Below are 16,590 nucleotides of genomic sequence, written 5' to 3' on the forward strand. Positions count from 1 at the left end.
GCTGCTTTGTTGTCAGCAGCAGAGAAACGAGATTATGAAGAACTTTCTACGTTTCGTCAACAGGTTTCGCAATCTTTTTTTGCTCCGGCTCGCCGCGCTCTTCGCACCGCCAACCTCACCCGTTCACCCCGCAACCCTTGTCCCGTCTGCTTTGCAGCCGCGCTTCGTGTTGCGAGGGAGCGAATATTAAGGCMCGCCCACGGTCCTGGCAAGCCTTTTCTGAAAATTCCTTCGAATCGTTTGTGACGCGCTGATGAACGGGACGCGCATGCGGTCGCCAGCGACTGTCTCGAACCCATCCGGGCCACCACCCGCAGGCTTCCCCACCCATCCCCATCCATTAGAATCCCTGGATGCAAGACCTTGCCTCCCTCKAGCCGCCGTATCAGCCGGACGGCCTGCCCCGTCACCTGGATGCGCAGGCGCTCGCCGCCGCCCTATCCCGTCCGATCGTCTTCGTTGACCTGGAGACGACCGGCGCCGACGCCACCCGCGACCGCATTACCGAGATCGGCGTGGTGGAGGTCGGGCCGGACGGCATCGTCGAGTGGGATACGCTGGTCGAGCCCGGCGTCGGCATCCCGTCCTTTATCCAGCAGCTCACCGGCATCACCGAGGCCATGGTGCACGGCCAGCCGCGCTTCGAATCGCTGGCCGAGGACCTGGCCGAGCGGCTGCAGGGCAAGCTCTTCGTGGCGCACAACGCGCGCTTCGACTACGGTTTCCTGAAGAACGAATTCCGCCGCGCCGGCATTACCTTCCGCGCCGATGTGCTGTGCACGCTGCGCCTTTCCCGCTCGCTGTTCCCTTCGATGACGCGCCACGGACTGGACGCGCTGATCGCCCGCTTCGGACTGGAGCCCAAGGGACGCCACCGCGCACTGGCCGACGCCGAGCTGCTTTGGCAGTTCTGGCAGAAGATCCACGGTCTCTACAGCGTCGACCTGGTCGAGTCCGCCGTCCGGTCGCTGGTCAAGCGGGCAAGCCTGCCCTCCGGCCTCGAGGAAACGGCGCTGGACGACGTGCCGGACAGCCCCGGCGTCTATCTCTTCTACGGCGACCAGGACCTGCCTCTCTATATAGGGAAGAGCATCCACCTGCGCCAGCGCATTGGTGCGCACTTTTCAGGCGACCACAGCGCCGCGCTGGAAATGCGCCTGGCGCGCGCGGTACGGCGTGTCGAATGGCGCGAAACGGGCGACGAGACCGGCGCGCTGCTGCTCGAAGCCCAGCTGATCAAGCGCATGCAGCCGCTGCACAACCGGATGCTGCGCCGGAATGCCGCGCTGTACGCCTGGGAATTGCCGCCCGGCCTGAGCGCGCCGCTGCTGCGCTCGGACCGCGACACGGATTTCGCCCGCCATCCCAACCTCTATGGTGCCTTCGCCAGCCGTGCCGGCGCCGAAGCGCATCTGACGGAACTGGCGCAGGCCCACCAGCTCTGCCTGGCGGCGCTGACGCTGGAAAAGCCGGCGCGGCGCGGCCTGCCTTGCTTCGCCCGCCAGCTCCACCGCTGCCAGGGCGCCTGCACGGGCGACGAGTCGCTGGCGGCCCATCGCGAGCGGATGGTCGCCGCGCTGGCGGACCAGGCAGTCCGGCCCTGGCCGTTCCCCGGCGCCGTGGCATGGCGCGAGCGGGAAGGCGCCAAGGCCTGGTGGCATATCCTGGAGAACTGGTGCTACCTCGGCTCGGTGGCCTCGCTCGACGACGCCCCTGCGCTGCTCGCGGACCCGGCACGCTTCGACCTGGACACCTATCAAATCCTGGCGCCGAGGCTGGCGGACCTGCTGGCCAATGCCGTGCCGCTGGAGGCGACCCGGCAATTTGCCCTGGAAGCGCTAGCGGCACCGGCGCGCCATGCCGCCAGGCGCGAAGCCGTGTCACCTGCCGGCACGCGCCCGCGCAAGCGCGCCAGCCCGGATCAGCAAACCCTGTCTTTCCCCGATCACCAGGCAGATAGACAGTAAGCCCACACAGCGGAGCATGCGATGGCCAACCAATGCGATTGCCTGACCCTGGGCATCGATATCGACCAGCCGGCGGCGACGGTCGCCGCTTTCCTCGCAGTGCCCGAGAACTATCCGCGCTGGGCCAGCGGCCTGGGCGAACTGTCACAACGCTCGGACGGGAGCTGGCAGACCCTGACACCCGAGGGTCCGATGCAAGTCCGCTTCACCCCCGCCAATCCCTACGGCATCGCCGACCACTACGTGCAGCCGCCCGGCAGCGAGGAGATCTACATCCCGATGCGTGTCATCGCCAATGCCGGCGGCGCCACCCTGCTTTTCACCCTGCTGCGCTACCCGGGCGTCGACGATGCCCGCTTCKCCGCCGACGCCGACTGKGTCCGGCGTGACCTCGCCAGCCTCAAGGCATTGCTCGAACAGCAATAGCCAGCCCGCGTCGCCGGGAAACGGTATACAAAAAAGCCTCCCTCCAGGCCCCGTCGCGGGGCACGAAAGGCGCCATCCGCCTGGCTTAAACCCCGATTTTGTGCCAAAACCTGTTGCATTGCACCAGGAAGTGACGCATATCGTCTCATCCAATATTCGTCTTGCACTCTGCAATTTTGTGAATATAGTATACCGATTTTCGCGGTGATCTTGCGCGCCCAGCAGCGCGCGCCGGCCGCCTCGAGCCCACAAGACGGAGCCCAGCGTGACCCGGCAAGATATTGCGAGCACCGATCCCAGCCAGGCAGACGCCTGCTTTCTGCCAGTCTGGAAGGCAGCCGAACTCCTGGCCCAGGGCCACGCCAGCGCACAAGACCTGGTCGACTGGTGCGAAGCTGCCTACACCGCATCGCACGCCAGCATCAACGCCATCGTCGTGTCGGATTTCTCCGCCGCCCGCGCCTCGGCCCGGGCCAGCGACCGGCGCCGCGCCGAGGGCCGGCCGCTTGGCGCGCTGGATGGCATCCCGTTCACCATCAAGGAATCCTTCGACGTGTCCGGCTGGCCGACCACCTGCGGCAGCCCGGCGCAACGGCACAACATTGCCGCCGGCGACGCCGCCGTGGTCGAGCGCCTGCGCGCAGCCGGCGCGGTGCTGCTCGGCAAGACCAATGTGCCGCTAGGCCTGCGTGACTGGCAGAGCTACAACGCCGTCTACGGCACCACGCGCAACCCGCACGACCCCGGCCGCACCCCGGGCGGCTCATCGGGGGGCAGCGCCGCCGCGGTGTGCGCCGGCATGAGCTTCTTCGACATCGGTTCCKACATCGGCTCCTCCTTGCGCAATCCGGCCCACTACTGCGGCGTGTTCTCGCACAAKAGCAGCCATGGCCTGATCCCCCTGCGTGGCCACGGCATCGGCCGCACCTACGGGGAGCAAGACATCAACGTGGCCGGCCCGCTGGCGCGCAGCGCGCGCGACCTGGAGCTGCTGCTGCAGGCCCTGGCCGGCCCGGACGGCGGCGAGGCACTGGCCTACCGTCTTTCGCTGCMGCCCTGCGGGCAGGCCGCGCTGGCCGATTTCCGCGTCGCCGTGCTGCCCAGCCACCCGCAGTGCGAGGTCGACGCCGAAGTCAGCGACGAGATCGAGAACCTGGGCCGCTKGCTGGCGGGCCAGGGCGCCCGGGTAACGTGGAACGCGCGGCCGGACTTCGATGCCGCCGCCCTCTGGCACACCTATGTACTGATGCTGCGCGCCACTACCTCGGTGCATATGGACGATGCCAGCTTCGATGCCGCGCTGTCCCGCGCCGCTGCCGCCGCCGCGGTGGCACCGGACGACCACGACTACGCCACCCTGCAGTTCACCGGCGCCGGCATCCGCCACCGCCAGTGGCTGCAGCTGCAGCAGGCGCGCGCCGCCTTCGCGCAAGCCTGGCAACGCTTCTTCGACGATTTCGACGTGCTGCTGTGCCCGGCCGCCGCCACCACCGCCTTCGTGCTGGATGAGAGCGGCGAGCCCTGGGAGCGCACGCTCCAGGTCAACGGGCGGGCGCTCCCGCTCACCAGCCAGCTGTTCTGGGCCGGCCATTCCGGCCTGTGCGGCCTGCCCTCGACCGTGGCCCCGATCGGCCCGGGCCGCAGTGGCCTTCCGGTCGGCGTGCAGATCGTCGCCGGGCGCTTCGCCGACCTGACCTCCCTGCGTTTCGCCCAGCTGCTCGAGGCAGCGGGCCTCGGCTTCCGGCCGCCGCCGGTTCATTCCAACACGGTGCAACGCGCCCCGGCGCAACAAGACTGACAGGGCACCGCCCCCATCCACAAAAGGAGCGAACATGCTGGACTGGTTCAGGGATCTATCGAAAATGGAGCGCAAGGGTTTCTACGGCGCGTTCCTTGGCCATGCAGTCGACGTGTTCGACTTCATAATCTACTCCTTCCTGATTTCGACGCTGCTGACGCAATGKGGCATGAGCAAGTCGGCCGCGGGCGCCATCGTCACCTGGACGCTGGTGTCGTCGCTGGTGGGCGCCATCGGCGCGGGCATCCTGGCCGACCGCTACGGCCGCGTGCGTGTGTTGCGCTGGACCATCGTGGTGTTCGCCTTCGCCTGCTTCCTGTGCGGGCTGGCCAACACGCCMGGACAGCTGCTGGCCTTCCGCATGCTGCAGGGCCTGGGCTTCGGCGGCGAGTCGTCCCTGTGCATGGTGCTGGTGACGGAGATGATCCGCAACCCGGCGCATCGCGGCAAGTACTCGGGCTTCACGGCCAGCAGCTATTCGTTCGGCTGGGGCGCGGCGGCCATCGCCTACGCCATCACCTTCAGCCTCTTCCCGGCGGAGACTGCCTGGCGCATCTGCTTCTTCATGGGCATCCTGCCGGCGCTGGTGGTGGTCTACCTGCGCCGCAACCTCGAAGAGCCGGAAATCTTCCTCAAGAGCCGGGCCGCGCGCGCGGCAGGCGGCGCCCCTTCGGCGTGGCAGCAGCTCGCGCGGCTGGGCCGCCGCCCGTTGCTGGGCAAGACCGTCCTGTGCAGCCTGCTGTCGGGCGGCATGCTGGGCGCCTACTATGCGATCGCCACCTGGCTGCCGACCTTCCTCAAGACCGAGCGCGGGCTATCGGTGTTCGGCACCAGCTCCTACCTGGCCATGACTATCTTCGGCTCGCTGGTGGGCTACGTGGCCGGCGCCTATGCCACSKACCGCTGGGGCCGCCGSSTGACCTATATCGCCTTTGCCGCAGGCGCCTTCGTCATGGCCCTGGTCTATATGGTGATCCCGGTCTCGAACATCTCGATGCTGTTCCTCGGCTTCCCGCTCGGCGTGCTGATGCAKGGCGTGTTCGCCGGCATCGGGGCCACCATTTCCGAGTCGTACCCCAACGACATCCGCGCCACCGGTTACGGCGTCTCGTACAACGTCGGCCGCGTGATCGGCTCGCTGTTCCCGCTCTCGGTGGGCTGGCTGAGCACCGGGCGCACCTCGCTGCCGCTGGCCATCGCCATCGTCGCAGGGGTAGGCTACGCCATGGTGATGGGCGCCGCGCTGCTGCTGCCGGAAACCAGCGGCATCGACCTGGGCCAGGCCGGTGGCGACGACGGCGCGCACGAGCCGCCCGCCGAACCGGACAAGGCCGTGCTGGTGCCGACTGTGGGCAAACCCGCATAAGCAATGCGCGGGCGCTTGCAGGCGGGCCACGCGCTGCGCTAGTCTGCGCAGAGGGGGCCCGCCTTCCCCCTTGGAGCCACCATGCCCGCCGACTGCCGCGCCGTTGCCCCTTCTCCCGCATCTTCCCGCTTCCTGACGACACTACTTGTCGCGCTCGCGCTGGGCGCCTGCGCCGGCATCGAGCAATCGGCCATGCAGCGCGTGCTGGATTCCTGGCAGTCCGCGCCGATCGAACAGGCCAAGGCGCAGTGGGGTCCCCCGCAATCCGTGCAATCGGTGCCCGGCGGCACGGCCTACCTGTGGACCGAGGAAGTGCCACCGGCGCGCGCGCCGGGCAGCGGTCCGCGCGACGCGCGCGCACCCACCTCGCCCGAACCCGTACTGGTGCCCGGCCAGTGCCAGCGCCGCCTGATCGCCGGCCCGACCGGGCTGGTGATCTCTGGCGACTGGTCCGGCAACGCATGCTGCATCACCACCGTCCTTGGCCGCTGCTCCGGCCTCGCCAGGAAGGCCACCGGCACCTGAGCAGGCACGGCGCGCGCGCCGCGGCCACGAGGCACCATCTTCGCCCTGCGGGAGAACACCTGTGCGCAGGGTGACCCTCGGACTGACGCAAGCCGGGCTGACCGGACCGTGGTTTTCCGCAGCCGCGGCATGGCGGCCGCGGGACGCGCTGCGCTAGCCCTGGCCCGKGCGCGGTCCGATGTACGCCGCGCGCGGCCGGATCAGGGCATCGTCGGCGCGCTGCTCCAACCCATGCGCGATCCAGCCGATCGAGCGGCCCAGCGCGAACAGGCCGAAGGCCGCCCCGGGCGGCAACCGCAGGTGTCGGCGCAGGGCCACCAGCGCGAAATCCACCGAGGGCCGCTGCCCGGTCAGGTCGAATGCCACGTCGATGATCTCCTGCCAGCCGGAGTGATGTGCCAGCACCGGCGCCAGCAGGCAGATGGCACGCACATCGCCGGCCGGGTAGAGATGATGCCCGAAGCCTGGCAGGTCTTCGCCGCGCGCCAGTCGCTMGCGCAGCCGCGCGGCCGGGTGCGCGCCGGCCAGCTGGTCCCACATTGCCTCCACGCGCGCGGTGGCGCCGCCGTGCCGGCCACCGGTCAGCGCGGCAAGCCCGCCCACCACCGATGCCCGCAGGCTGGCCCCGGTCGAGGCGACACAACGCGCGGTAAAGCTCGATGCATTCAGCTCATGGTCCGCGCACAGCACCAGCGCCATGCGGATCAGGTCCGCGCCCGCCCCGTCCACGCCCCAGGCGCCGGCGCACTGCCGGTGGATCGGCGTGCTGGCGGGCGCCGTGCCCAGCAGGCAGGCGGCCAGCAGGCGCACCAGCGCGCCGCAGCCCTCGGCGAGCCGCGCCGGCGACTGTTGCCACTGCGCGGTGGCGTCGTCGCCGCTGGCGGCAGTGAACAGCGGCAGCAGGGCCTCCTCGCTGCGGCGCCCGGCAAAGGCGGCCTGCAGCGCGGCCAGGTGCGCGGGCGCGGCCGGCGGCTCGGTGCCGAAGGCGGTCTGTTCCCCGCACTGCCACAGCAGCGCAGCCAKCGATTCCACCGTACCGGAGGCCGCCAGCGCGACGGCATCGGAGCCGCGGTAATAGAGCCGCCCGTCTTCGATCAGCGTGATGCCCGACTCCAGCACCGGCAACCCCCAGCTCAGCGCGGCCTTGGCCACCTCGCGCGGCTTKCGCCCGCGCGTGCGCTGGCCGGCGAGCAGTTCCACGTCGGCCGCCAGGTAGCGGCTTTCGCGCGGTGTCTCGCCATCGTGGGCGTGCAGCAGGCCGCGGCTGACATAGGCGTAGAGGGTCTGGCGGGAAACGCCCAGCCGGGCGGCCGCTTCGGCCGAGGTGAGGTAGCGGGACATGGCGACGGGGAGACTAGCCTGGGCTTGGGCCTGAGAAGCAATAACTTGATTAAGGTAATCAATATTGACTATTAAAACAAGCGGCCTATCCTGCAAGGCACCTGGCCGCCAGCCCGCCCCTTCGTCGATCCAGTTCGTGGATCCAATCACAGTGACCTCCGCCATGTCCTATCGCGCACATGCCGCGCCCGCCGCGGCTACCCCTGACATCCCCGACAGCCCGGCCGCCGCCAGCTTCCTGCGCGACATCTGGGCCAGCGTGCACGGCGACCCCGCTTGGCTGGAACGCCTGGCCTGGACCGGGAGCGGCAGCCTGCCGTCGGTCTTCCCGGTCACCGAGCTGGCGGCCGCCAGCGCCGGTGCCGCGGGTCTCGCCGTCGCGKAACTCATCCACGCGGCCGGCGGACACGCGTCGCGGGCGAGCGTGGACCGCCGGCTGGYATCCTTCTGGTTCGGCACCTCGCTGCGCCCGCAGGGCTGGGCGCTGCCGCCGCAATGGGATGCCGTGGCCGGCGACTACCGCGCGGCGGACGGCTGGATCCGCCTGCACACCAATGCGCCGCATCACCGCGCGGCGGCGCTCGCGGTGCTCGGCGTGCCGGCCGACAAGGCGGCGGTGGCGAAGGCCGTGGCCGCATGGCAGGCCGACGCGCTGGAAAACGCCGTGGTGGACAAGGGCGGCTGCGCCGCGGCCATGCGCCCGGCGGCGCAATGGGCCGCGCACCCGCAGGGGCAGGCAGTCAGCCACGAGCCCCTGCTGCACTGGCGAGCCTTCGATGGCAGCCCCGCGCCGCGGCACGGCTTCACCCCCGAGCGCCCGCTTCGGGGCATCCGCGTGCTGGACCTGACACGGATCCTGGCCGGCCCGGTCGMCACCCGCTTCCTGGCCGGCTTCGGCGCCGATGTGCTGCGCATCGACCCGCCTGGCTGGGAAGAGCCCGGCGTGGTGCCCGAAGTGGTGCTCGGCAAGCGCTGCGCCCGCCTGGACCTCAAGCGCCACGAAGACCTGCAGATACTGGAGCGCCTGCTGGGCCAGGCCGACGTGATGGTGCATGGCTACCGCGCCGATGCGCTGGCACGGCTGGGGCTGGACGCGCAGCGGCGCCGCCAGCTCAACCCTGGCCTKATCGATGTCTCGCTCGATGCTTACGGATGGAGCGGCCCGTGGCAGGGCCGGCGCGGCTTCGACAGCCTGGTGCAGATGAGCAGCGGCATCGCCGAGGCGGGCATGCGCCTGCGCGGACTGGACCGCCCAGGGCCACTGCCGGTGCAGGCAATCGACCATGCCACCGGCTATCTGCTGGCGACCGCGGCCATCCGCGGCTTGTCGCGGCGCCTGGCGAGCGGCGCCGGCAGCGAGGTCCGGGCCTCGCTGGCGCGCACCGCGCAACTGCTGCTCGATGGCGCAGGGCTGGCGCGCGGCTCCGCCCCGCTGGCCCCGGAACAGGCCGCGGACCTGGCCGAAACGGTGGAAGCCACGGCCTGGGGCGCGGCGCGGCGGATCAGGCCGCCAGTGATGGTGGATGGCGCGCCGATGCAGTGGGACCGCCCGGCGGGCGGCCTTGGCACTGCCGCGCCCGGATGGTGAAGCCGTTCAGTCGATCTTCGCGCCCGAGGCCTTGACCGCCTGCCCCCAGCGCTTCTGCTCGGCGGCAATGGTCTGGCCGAAGGCCTCCGGTCCCTGCCAGGCCGGCTCCGCGCCTTGCTGCTCGAGCTTGGCGCGGGTGTCGGCGTCGGCCAGCACGGACTGCAGCGCGCCGGAGAGCCGGGCCACCACGTCGCTGGGCGTGCCGGCCGGCGCCAGCATGCCGTAGAAGCCGACCACCTCGAAGTTCTTCAGGCCGGCTTCTTCCATCGTCGGCACGTCCGGCAAGGCGGGCGAGCGGTGCTTCGAGGTCACMGCCATCGCGCGCACCTTGCCGGCCTTGATGTACTGGGTAAACAGCGGGATCGAGTCCGCCATCATCTGCGCCTGCCCGCCCATCACGTCGGTGAGCGCCGGCGCGCTGCCCTTGTACGGGATATGGACGATAAAGGTGCCGGACGCCTGCTTGAACATCTCCGGCATCAGGTGGGAAATGCCGCCGTTGCCGCCCGAGGCGAAGTTCAGCTTGCCGGGGTTGGCGCGCGCGTACGCGATGAATTCCTTCAGGTTGCGCGCCGGCACATTGTTGTTGACCACCATCACCAGCGGGATCAGCGCGGTGCGCGCCACCGGCGCGAAATCCCTCGGCATGGCGTAGGGCAGCTTGGGATAGAGCGAGCCGTTGATCGCCATCTGGCCGGTATTGGCCAGCAGCAGCGTATAGCCGTCCGGCGCCGCCTTGGCCACCGCGTCGGAGCCGATGTTGCCAGCCGCGCCCGCCTTGTAGTCCAGCACCACCGACTGGCCCAGGATGGGCTGCAGCTTCTCGGCGAGGATGCGGGCATGGGTGTCGACCGGGCCGCCGGGCGGGAAGCCCACCACCAGCCGGATCGGCTTTTCGGGCCAGGCGGCCGCGGCGGGCGCGGCCATGGCCAGCGGCACGGCGGCGCACGCCAGCAGCGCCGGCAGGGACAGCAAGCGGGTCTTGCACGCGAACTTCGTCATCTTGTCGTTTCTCCTCGTTTATATTTCGGCCTCGATCTGCCAGCCTGTGACTGCGCCGGCTTGCCGGCCTGGGGCACGGCTGCCCGCGCCGGCTGGCCGGCAGGCGGCCCGGCCCTGCCGGGTGCCCGCATCCGCCAATGTGACGATTTTATGACATCCGGCCATGCAAGAACGACCCTTGCGGACTTATGATGCGCGTGACCGGACAAGCCGCCACGTCAGCCGCGCGCCTGCCTGGCGCGTTMAGATAACGGCAGGCCGCCGCGCAACGCACAGCGCCGCCCGCCCTGCCGCCACGCCCGGCGGCGGGCCGGCCCCGTATCGGTGCCAGGGCCCAAGCCAAGGAAAGCCAACGTGAAACCAAGCAACCGCGCCGTCATCCTCTTTTTGTGGGCGGCCCTCTACTTCTGCTCGGGCTATGTCTCGCACAAGCTCAACGGGCCGTTCTACGCCACCGGCTATATCTGGCTGCCGGCCGGCGTGACCATGGCTGCCTTCATGCTCAGGCCGATGCAGCGCTGGCTGCCGGTGGCGCTGGCCTTCTTTGCCGCGCAGTTGCTGCTGGGCTGGGTGGAGGGCCGCGACACCCTGCGCCTGATCCTGTTCTCGCTCAACGAGATCGGCTTTGCCGCGGTGGGCGTGGCGCTGGTGCGGCGCGCGCAGTTCTCGCTCGAAGGGCTGGTCTTCGTGCGCGCGCTGCTGATCGCCGGGGTGGTCAGCAGCGCGGCCAGCGCGGCGGTGGGCGCGGCCTGGTTCACGCTGATGCAGGACGTGCCGTTCTGGCGCACCTGGCGCGTGTGGGGCGCGGCCGACCTGGTCGGCGTGCTGATCGTGCTGCCCGTGCTGGCGGGCTGGTCGCGCTTTCGCGCGATGCGCTCGGGCGGCATGAGCCGCGCCGACTTCCTGTTCGGCCTGGGCGCCTTCGCGGCGCTGCTGCTGACCGCCTACTTCATTTTCGATCAACGCATCCTGTTGCCGGTGCAAAGCGGCGTGGCCTTCGCGCTGACCTATATCCCGCTGTTCCTGGCCGCCGTGGTGACGCTGCTGTGGGGCGGCCGGGGCGGCTCGGTGGCGGTGGCCATCCTGACGCTGTTCGTGCTCTACAACACCAGCCAGGGTGGCGGCCCGTTCGCCGAGCGCTCGCTCAACCATGGCCGCTCCCTGCTCGAGGCACAGCTCTACCTGGCAGTGGCGGCCATGCTGACGCTGCTGATCAGCACGCTGCGCACCAGCCGCGAGCAATTGCTGGCGCAGTCGGCGCGCAGCCAGAACGACGTCAAGCTGGCGCTGGCAGCCAGCGAGCAGCTGGTCTATTGCCTGGACCCGCACAGCGGCACGCTGCGCTGGAGCGGCGACCTGGAGCGCGTGCTGGGCGTCAGCGACGACGCCTTCGCCAGGCTCGACGACGTGCTGGCCCACGTGCATGACGAGGACCGCGCCCGGGTGCGCGGCCGCTGGCTGCGCGAAAGCGACGGCGAGAACCGCACCGACATGCTGTTCCGCCTGATGCTGCCGCCCGGACGCAGCACCATGGTGCTCGACATGAGCGGGCCTCTGCTCGACGGCGACGAATCGGTCGCGGTGATCGCCGGCGCCTGGCGCCTGCAGGCCGCCGAGATCTTCGAGGAGCGTGACGCAGCATGACGGCATCCAAGGGCAGCGGCATCGGTGCCCTGCTCATCCACGGCCTCGGCGGCACGCAGTTCGACCTGGGGCCGATGCACAAGGCGCTGCGCCGCGCCGGGGTGGAAACCCATGCGGTCACGCTGCCGGGCCACGCAGGCAGCCCGGAAGACCTGGTGCCCGTGCGCGCCGAGCAATGGCTGGAGACGGTCACGCAGGCCTACGACGAACTGGCGCCCCGCTACGAGACCTTCCACGTCCTGGGCATGTGCATGGGCGCGCTGCTGGCGCTGGCCGTGTGCGAGCTCCGCCAGCACCGCAAAGGCCGCCTGGTGGCGCTCGCCGCGCCGGTCTATATCGACGGCTGGTCCACGCCCTGGTACCGGGCGCTGCGCCACCTGGTCTATCGCATCCCGATGCTGCCCGCGCGCATGCGCGTGGACGAGGACGAGCCCTTCGGCATCAAGAACGACCTGGTACGCGCCATCGTCAAGGCCAAGTTCGAGCGCGGCGACAACTTCCACTATCGCTGGGTGCCGCTGGCCTGCATCCGGCAGGTGGATCGCCTGCGCGGCTGGGTGCTGCGCGGCGCCCGCCGCATCGTCTGCCCCACGCTGGTGGTGCACTCCCGCGAGGATGAGCTGACCAGCGTGCGCTCGGCGGACTTCCTCGAAGCCGTGGTGCCGGACGTGCGCAAGGTGGTGGTGGAGAACAGCTATCACATGATCTGCGTGGACAACGACCGCGAGCAGGTGGTCGCCAGCGTGCTGGAATTCCTCGGCTTCGACCCCGAGAGCGCGCGCCGCCGCGCGCGTGCCACGGTGGAAGTGCCGATGACCGGGGAGGCCGTGGCCACGGTGGTCAGCGAATACCTGCAGGCGCTCACCAGCGGCCATTTCGAGGCGCTGTTCCCGTTGCTCGAGCCCGGCGTGCGCTGGCGCCATCATGGCGACCATCCGCTGGCCGGCAGCTACGATGACCGCGACGCGGTGATCGGCATGTTCGGCCGGCTCGATGAACTCGCCGGCAAGACCGTGCGCATCGCCATCACCGCGCCGCCGCGCATCGAAGGCTCCAGCGCCGAGATCGACCTGGAGGCCTTCTCGGTGATGGGCGGCGAGCAGCATCATGGCCGCGGCACGCAGACCCTACGCATGCGCAACGGCCGCATCTCGGCAGTGACCTTCCGCCCCGCCGGCGCGGACGCGGCTGGCGCGGCCCTGCCCGCGCCAGCCGGACTGGACAGCCCGGACTAGAACACGCGGCCCAGCTGCAGATAGAGGTTCCAGACCCCTTGCGGGGCCGCGGCGAAACCGAAGTACAGCGGCCCGATCACGCTGTTGCCGCCGATGAACAGGCTCGCACTGGTCTTGTACGGCCCGGTGCCGAAGTTCCTGCGCCGCAGCCACACATCGCCCGCTTCCAGGCTGGCGCCCACCACGGTGGTGCGCAGCCCCGGCAGGATGAACTCGCGCAGGTCGTTGAGGTAGGTCACGCGGCCATAGAGCAGGTAATTGCCGGAKAACTGGTCCTGCGCGTAGGCCGAAAGATGCTGGAAGCCGCCCAGCGTAAAGCCCAGCCCGCCGCTGACGCTGCTGTCGCTGCGGTGGTCGCCGTAGGTGGTGGCCGCCTCGGCGGCCAGGTTCAGCGTGTGGCGGCCGTAGCTGGTGGCCCACAGCGCCTTGGCATGCGCATCGTTGAAGCGGTTGTCGCTGCCGCCGAACGCCAGCTCGTTGGTCGCCAGCAGGTAGTAGCCGGTGCGCGGGAAGAGCGGATCGTCGAGCTGGTCGATGGTGAGCTGGGAGCGCACCGTGGGCTGGCGCACGCGCGCATGCGGGAACAGCCGGCCGGTGCCGATCGGCAGGTTATAGGCCGCCGAATAGTTGACCTGCTGGTAGTTCACGCCCGTGCGGAACTCGCCCAGCCGGCCCAGCGGCACGCCGAGGTCCAGGCCCGCCACGGCCGTATCGATCTGGTAGGCGGTGAGCGGATCGGTATTGCGGTTGGGCGCGGTGTCGGCGTAGAGGTCTACGCGCTTGCGCCCATACTCCGCGTATGGCGCCACGTAGAAGCCCAGGCGGTCGAACACCGGCTGGCGCAGCTCGGTATGCCACTTGCCCTGGGTGCTGCCGAGCACGATGTCGTTGCGCCATTCGAGCCCGCCGGGCGTGATCCACGGATAGCGGTGCCCCAGGTTCAGGTTGAAGCCGCCCTTGCCGTTGAAGGTGGTGGATACGCCGAAGCCGAACAGCAGGAACTGCGGCCCCCAGGATTTCTGCTGGGCCTCCACCTTCAGCACATTGCGGCCGTCCTCCCTCACCAGTTCCTGCGTCACGCTTTCGAAATCGCCGGAAGTGGACAGCTGCGCCATCTCGCGGTTGAGTTCCACGGCATTGTAGGTGTCGCCCTCGTGGACGCCCAGGTACTTGCGCACGAAGCTGGCGGGGACGCGGCCCGCGGACTGGATCTGGATGGCATCGATGCGCAGCGGGCCGGCCACCGCCTGGCCACCCTTGCGCGCGGCCAGGTAGGTCTGCCAGGCGCCGTCGGGCAACGCCAGCGCCGCGAGCGCCGGGGCCGCCGCCTGCACCGCCGCCGCGCCACCCTGGATGCCGTCGTTGGCGCGCGAGAAATCGGTAAAGGAGAGATCGCCCAGCTGCGGCTCGATCAGCACGTCGCCCGGCCTGAGCCGGGCCTTCTGCGCGTCCACGTTCTGGTTGGTCAGGATGGTGACCATCTGCTGCGTGACCGCCGCCGGCGAATCCAGGTTGGCGGGGTCGTCCAGCTGCGAGCCGATATTGACCGCGATGACCACGTCGGCGCCCATGTCGCGCGCCAGCTGCACCGGCAGGTTGCTGACCAGCCCCCCGTCGACCAGCACCCGGCCGTTCACCTTGATCGGCGCGAACAGGCCCGGCACGGCCACGCTGGCGCGGATCGCGCGCGGCAGCGAGCCGTGCTCCAGGATCACCGGCTTGCCGGTGCCCAGATCCGTGGCGATGGTGCGGAACGGCGTGGGCAGCTTGTCGAACGAGGCGTCGGCCGGCAACTGCGCGGTCCAGTTCTGCAGCAGCGCCAGCAGCCGGTTGCCCTGCACCAGCCCGGTGGGCAGCTTGATCTTGCCGTCGCCGTAGCCGGCCGAAATGCCGATCGGGTATTGCAGGTCGTCCTCGCGCTGCGCCTGCGGCAGCTYGGCGCGCTCGTTGCGGTCGAAGGCGATATCGCTGAGGTTGATATGCGACAGGCGCGCCTCCAGCTCGCTGGCCGACAGCCCGCTGGCGTACAGCCCGCCCACCACCGCGCCCATGCTGGTGGCGGCCAGGCAGTCGATCGGCACGTGCATCTGCTCGAGCGCCCGGATCACGCCGATATGCGCATAGCCGCGCGCGCCGCCGCCGGACAGGACCAGGCAGACGCGCGGGCGCCCGGCCGGAGCACCATTTCGCGCGGCAGCGACTGCGGCAACCGCGGCGGGCTCGGCCGCCAGCGCGGGACGCGGCGCGGCGCCCAGGGTCATTGCCAGTGCGAGCAGCAGTGCGGGATAACCGTGTACCGGCGCCAACAGGCGGCCGGCCACGCTTGAAAGCAAGCGGAACATGGAAAAAGCGGGACAGAACGGGACGGAACGGCGAACAGGCGGCGCGAAACGCAGCCGACAGCGCAACCCGCGCCGCAACGGMGGGGAAAGAGCGTCACGATAGGGCAATTGCCCCGGCTTGAACAGCGGCGCTTGCACTGATGAGGCGGGGCCGGCAGGGCGCCGGACCGCCCCGTGCCGGCCCCGCCGCCCGCCCGGCGGGCCGTTGCGCGGGATGACCGGCCGGCTGCCGGGCAAGGCGCGGCGCGGCCGGCCATGCCCGGACCGGGGTGTAAACGTATGCTGAATACAACAAAGGGCGCGCGCCCATCCTGCTCAATGCCCCCCGGCGTCCTCCCAGCTGCCGGTTTCCTCCAGCACCGGCGACATGGCTTCGAGCCGCCAGCGCAGCGGCAGGATCCCCGGGCGCCACACCACGCGCTCCACCAGCAGGCGCACCAGGCGCTCGGCGCCTGTGAAGCGCGCCACCTCCGGCCCGTCCCAGACGACTTCCGCCCGCCCGCTCAGGTGCAGCATGCCGCCCTTCTCAAAATCGGGCACCAGCAGCCCGGCGCGCGGGTTGGCCACCAGGTTGCCGATGGTGTTGAAGTAATAGTTGCCGTTGAAGTCGGGAAAGGTCAGCGTGCGGGCATCGTCCACCCGCACGAAGCCGGGCTTGCCGCCCCGGTGCGAGACGTCCGCCCCGCCGCTGCGAGCGGACGCCGCGTCGCGGTGGTGGGTGGCGATGAAGATGGTGTCGGCGGCGCGCAGCGCCTGCACCRCGGCAGCGTCCAGGGTGTCGGCATGGAGCGCGGGGGCGGCCGCCGCCATGTCTTGCGCGGCGGCCTCGCGCCACTCGCGCAGCTGGATATAGCGCGGGCAGTTGCCATAGCTCTGCACCACCGCCACCGTGAGCCCGGCGTCGTCCGCCGCCGCCACGGTGCCGTTGATGCGCACGCGGCGCAGCGAGTGCAGTTCGATGCCGAGCACGCCCACATCCGCTCCGGCATGCAGCGCCGGCGCCAGCGGATCGTCCGCCGGCAGGCGCACGCCGATGCGCAGCAGGCCGGGTTCAGGCGACTGCATGAAGCCGGGTACGCCGGCCAGCATGGTGGCCCAGGGCATGCCGGCATCGTCCACGGCGCCGAGCAGCACGAAAGGCAGGCGCGCGAAGTGGGCGCGATGCGCCTCGGACAGCACCGGGCGTATCGCCTGCCGGCCGGCAGCTTCCATCTGCCCACGCTTGCCGGCGCGCTGCTGGGCCGCGTGCTCTCCGGCATGAAACGGCGATTCGGCGTGCGGCCACGATTGAAAGTTCAACGCTTGCTCCCTGCTGCCCGGGCCTGCCTGCGGCAGCAGGCATCTTGCCCTCMTCGG

The 16,590-nt window shown here is 70.2% G+C and carries 13 protein-coding genes; 9 read left to right on the forward strand and 4 right to left on the reverse strand.

Annotation, left to right across the window (positions count from 1 at the left end; genetic code table 11):
• The 6 genes from AC1DKV_RS33690 to AC1DKV_RS33715 form a co-directional block, all read left to right on the forward strand.
• A partial coding sequence (locus AC1DKV_RS33690; protein ID WP_477139048.1) for a hypothetical protein occupies positions 1-246 on the forward strand: 246 nt, incomplete at its 5' end.
• 107 nt (positions 247-353) lie between these two features.
• Entirely contained in the window at positions 354-1,967 is a 1,614-nt protein-coding gene (locus AC1DKV_RS33695) for an exonuclease domain-containing protein (RefSeq protein WP_477139049.1), read from the forward strand.
• A 21-nt stretch (positions 1,968-1,988) separates the two neighbouring features.
• Complete coding sequence (locus AC1DKV_RS33700; RefSeq protein ID WP_477139050.1) at positions 1,989-2,393, forward strand: SRPBCC family protein; 405 nt, start codon at positions 1,989-1,991, stop codon at positions 2,391-2,393.
• A 265-nt stretch (positions 2,394-2,658) separates the two neighbouring features.
• The gene (locus AC1DKV_RS33705) at positions 2,659-4,191 is read left to right on the forward strand and encodes an amidase (protein ID WP_477139051.1); all 1,533 of its coding nucleotides are present in this window, start codon (positions 2,659-2,661) and stop codon (positions 4,189-4,191) included.
• 34 nt (positions 4,192-4,225) lie between these two features.
• Complete coding sequence (locus AC1DKV_RS33710) at positions 4,226-5,557, forward strand: MFS transporter (protein ID WP_477139052.1); 1,332 nt, start codon at positions 4,226-4,228, stop codon at positions 5,555-5,557.
• An 81-nt stretch (positions 5,558-5,638) separates the two neighbouring features.
• A complete protein-coding gene (locus AC1DKV_RS33715; protein WP_441621552.1) occupies positions 5,639-6,082 on the forward strand; it encodes a hypothetical protein in 444 nt (147 codons plus the stop codon).
• Between the two features lie 153 nt (positions 6,083-6,235).
• Here AC1DKV_RS33715 and AC1DKV_RS33720 read toward each other — a convergent pair whose 3' ends face one another.
• Positions 6,236-7,423, reverse strand: a complete 1,188-nt coding sequence (locus tag AC1DKV_RS33720) for a citrate/2-methylcitrate synthase (protein WP_477139053.1) — start codon at positions 7,421-7,423, stop codon at positions 6,236-6,238.
• 163 nt (positions 7,424-7,586) lie between these two features.
• Between AC1DKV_RS33720 and AC1DKV_RS33725 the strand changes: the two genes are divergently transcribed.
• On the forward strand, positions 7,587-9,011 hold the full coding sequence (locus AC1DKV_RS33725) for a CoA transferase (protein ID WP_477139064.1): 1,425 nt from the start codon (positions 7,587-7,589) through the stop codon (positions 9,009-9,011).
• 6 nt (positions 9,012-9,017) lie between these two features.
• On the opposite strand, the gene AC1DKV_RS33730 is transcribed toward AC1DKV_RS33725, so the two are convergent.
• Positions 9,018-10,013 carry a Bug family tripartite tricarboxylate transporter substrate binding protein gene (locus AC1DKV_RS33730; RefSeq protein WP_441621556.1) on the reverse strand — a complete coding sequence of 332 codons (996 nt, stop codon included), beginning with the start codon at positions 10,011-10,013 and terminating at the stop codon, positions 9,018-9,020.
• 354 nt (positions 10,014-10,367) lie between these two features.
• Here AC1DKV_RS33730 and AC1DKV_RS33735 point away from each other — a divergent pair, with 354 nt between their 5' ends.
• Together AC1DKV_RS33735 and AC1DKV_RS33740 are read left to right on the forward strand one after the other, a co-directional pair.
• Positions 10,368-11,657 (forward strand): MASE1 domain-containing protein, encoded by a 1,290-nt coding sequence (locus AC1DKV_RS33735; RefSeq protein WP_441621558.1) that lies wholly within the window; start codon positions 10,368-10,370, stop codon positions 11,655-11,657.
• Positions 11,654-12,892 (forward strand): alpha/beta fold hydrolase, encoded by a 1,239-nt coding sequence (locus AC1DKV_RS33740; RefSeq protein ID WP_441650396.1) that lies wholly within the window; start codon positions 11,654-11,656, stop codon positions 12,890-12,892. The genes AC1DKV_RS33735 and AC1DKV_RS33740 overlap by 4 nt, the downstream gene beginning before the upstream one ends.
• On the opposite strand, the gene AC1DKV_RS33745 is transcribed toward AC1DKV_RS33740, so the two are convergent.
• Both AC1DKV_RS33745 and AC1DKV_RS33750 read right to left on the reverse strand, forming a co-directional pair.
• Positions 12,889-15,153, reverse strand: a complete 2,265-nt coding sequence (locus AC1DKV_RS33745; protein ID WP_477139065.1) for a patatin-like phospholipase family protein — start codon at positions 15,151-15,153, stop codon at positions 12,889-12,891. The two genes, AC1DKV_RS33740 and AC1DKV_RS33745, sit on opposite strands and share 4 nt — an antisense overlap.
• A gap of 396 nt (positions 15,154-15,549) precedes the next feature.
• A complete protein-coding gene (locus tag AC1DKV_RS33750) occupies positions 15,550-16,533 on the reverse strand; it encodes a pyridoxamine 5'-phosphate oxidase family protein (protein WP_477139054.1) in 984 nt (327 codons plus the stop codon).
• Between the last annotated feature and the right edge of the window lie 57 nt (positions 16,534-16,590).

Source organism: Cupriavidus sp. 05T41 (assembly GCF_056396525.1).

Excerpts from the sequence above, each read along its gene's own strand:
- AC1DKV_RS33740 (WP_441650396.1), top strand. The coding sequence starts at position 11,654 with ATGACGGCATCCAAGGGCAGCGGCATCGGTGCCCTGCTCATCCACGGC.
- AC1DKV_RS33715 (WP_441621552.1), top strand. The coding sequence starts at position 5,639 with ATGCCCGCCGACTGCCGCGCCGTTGCCCCTTCTCCCGCATCTTCCCGC.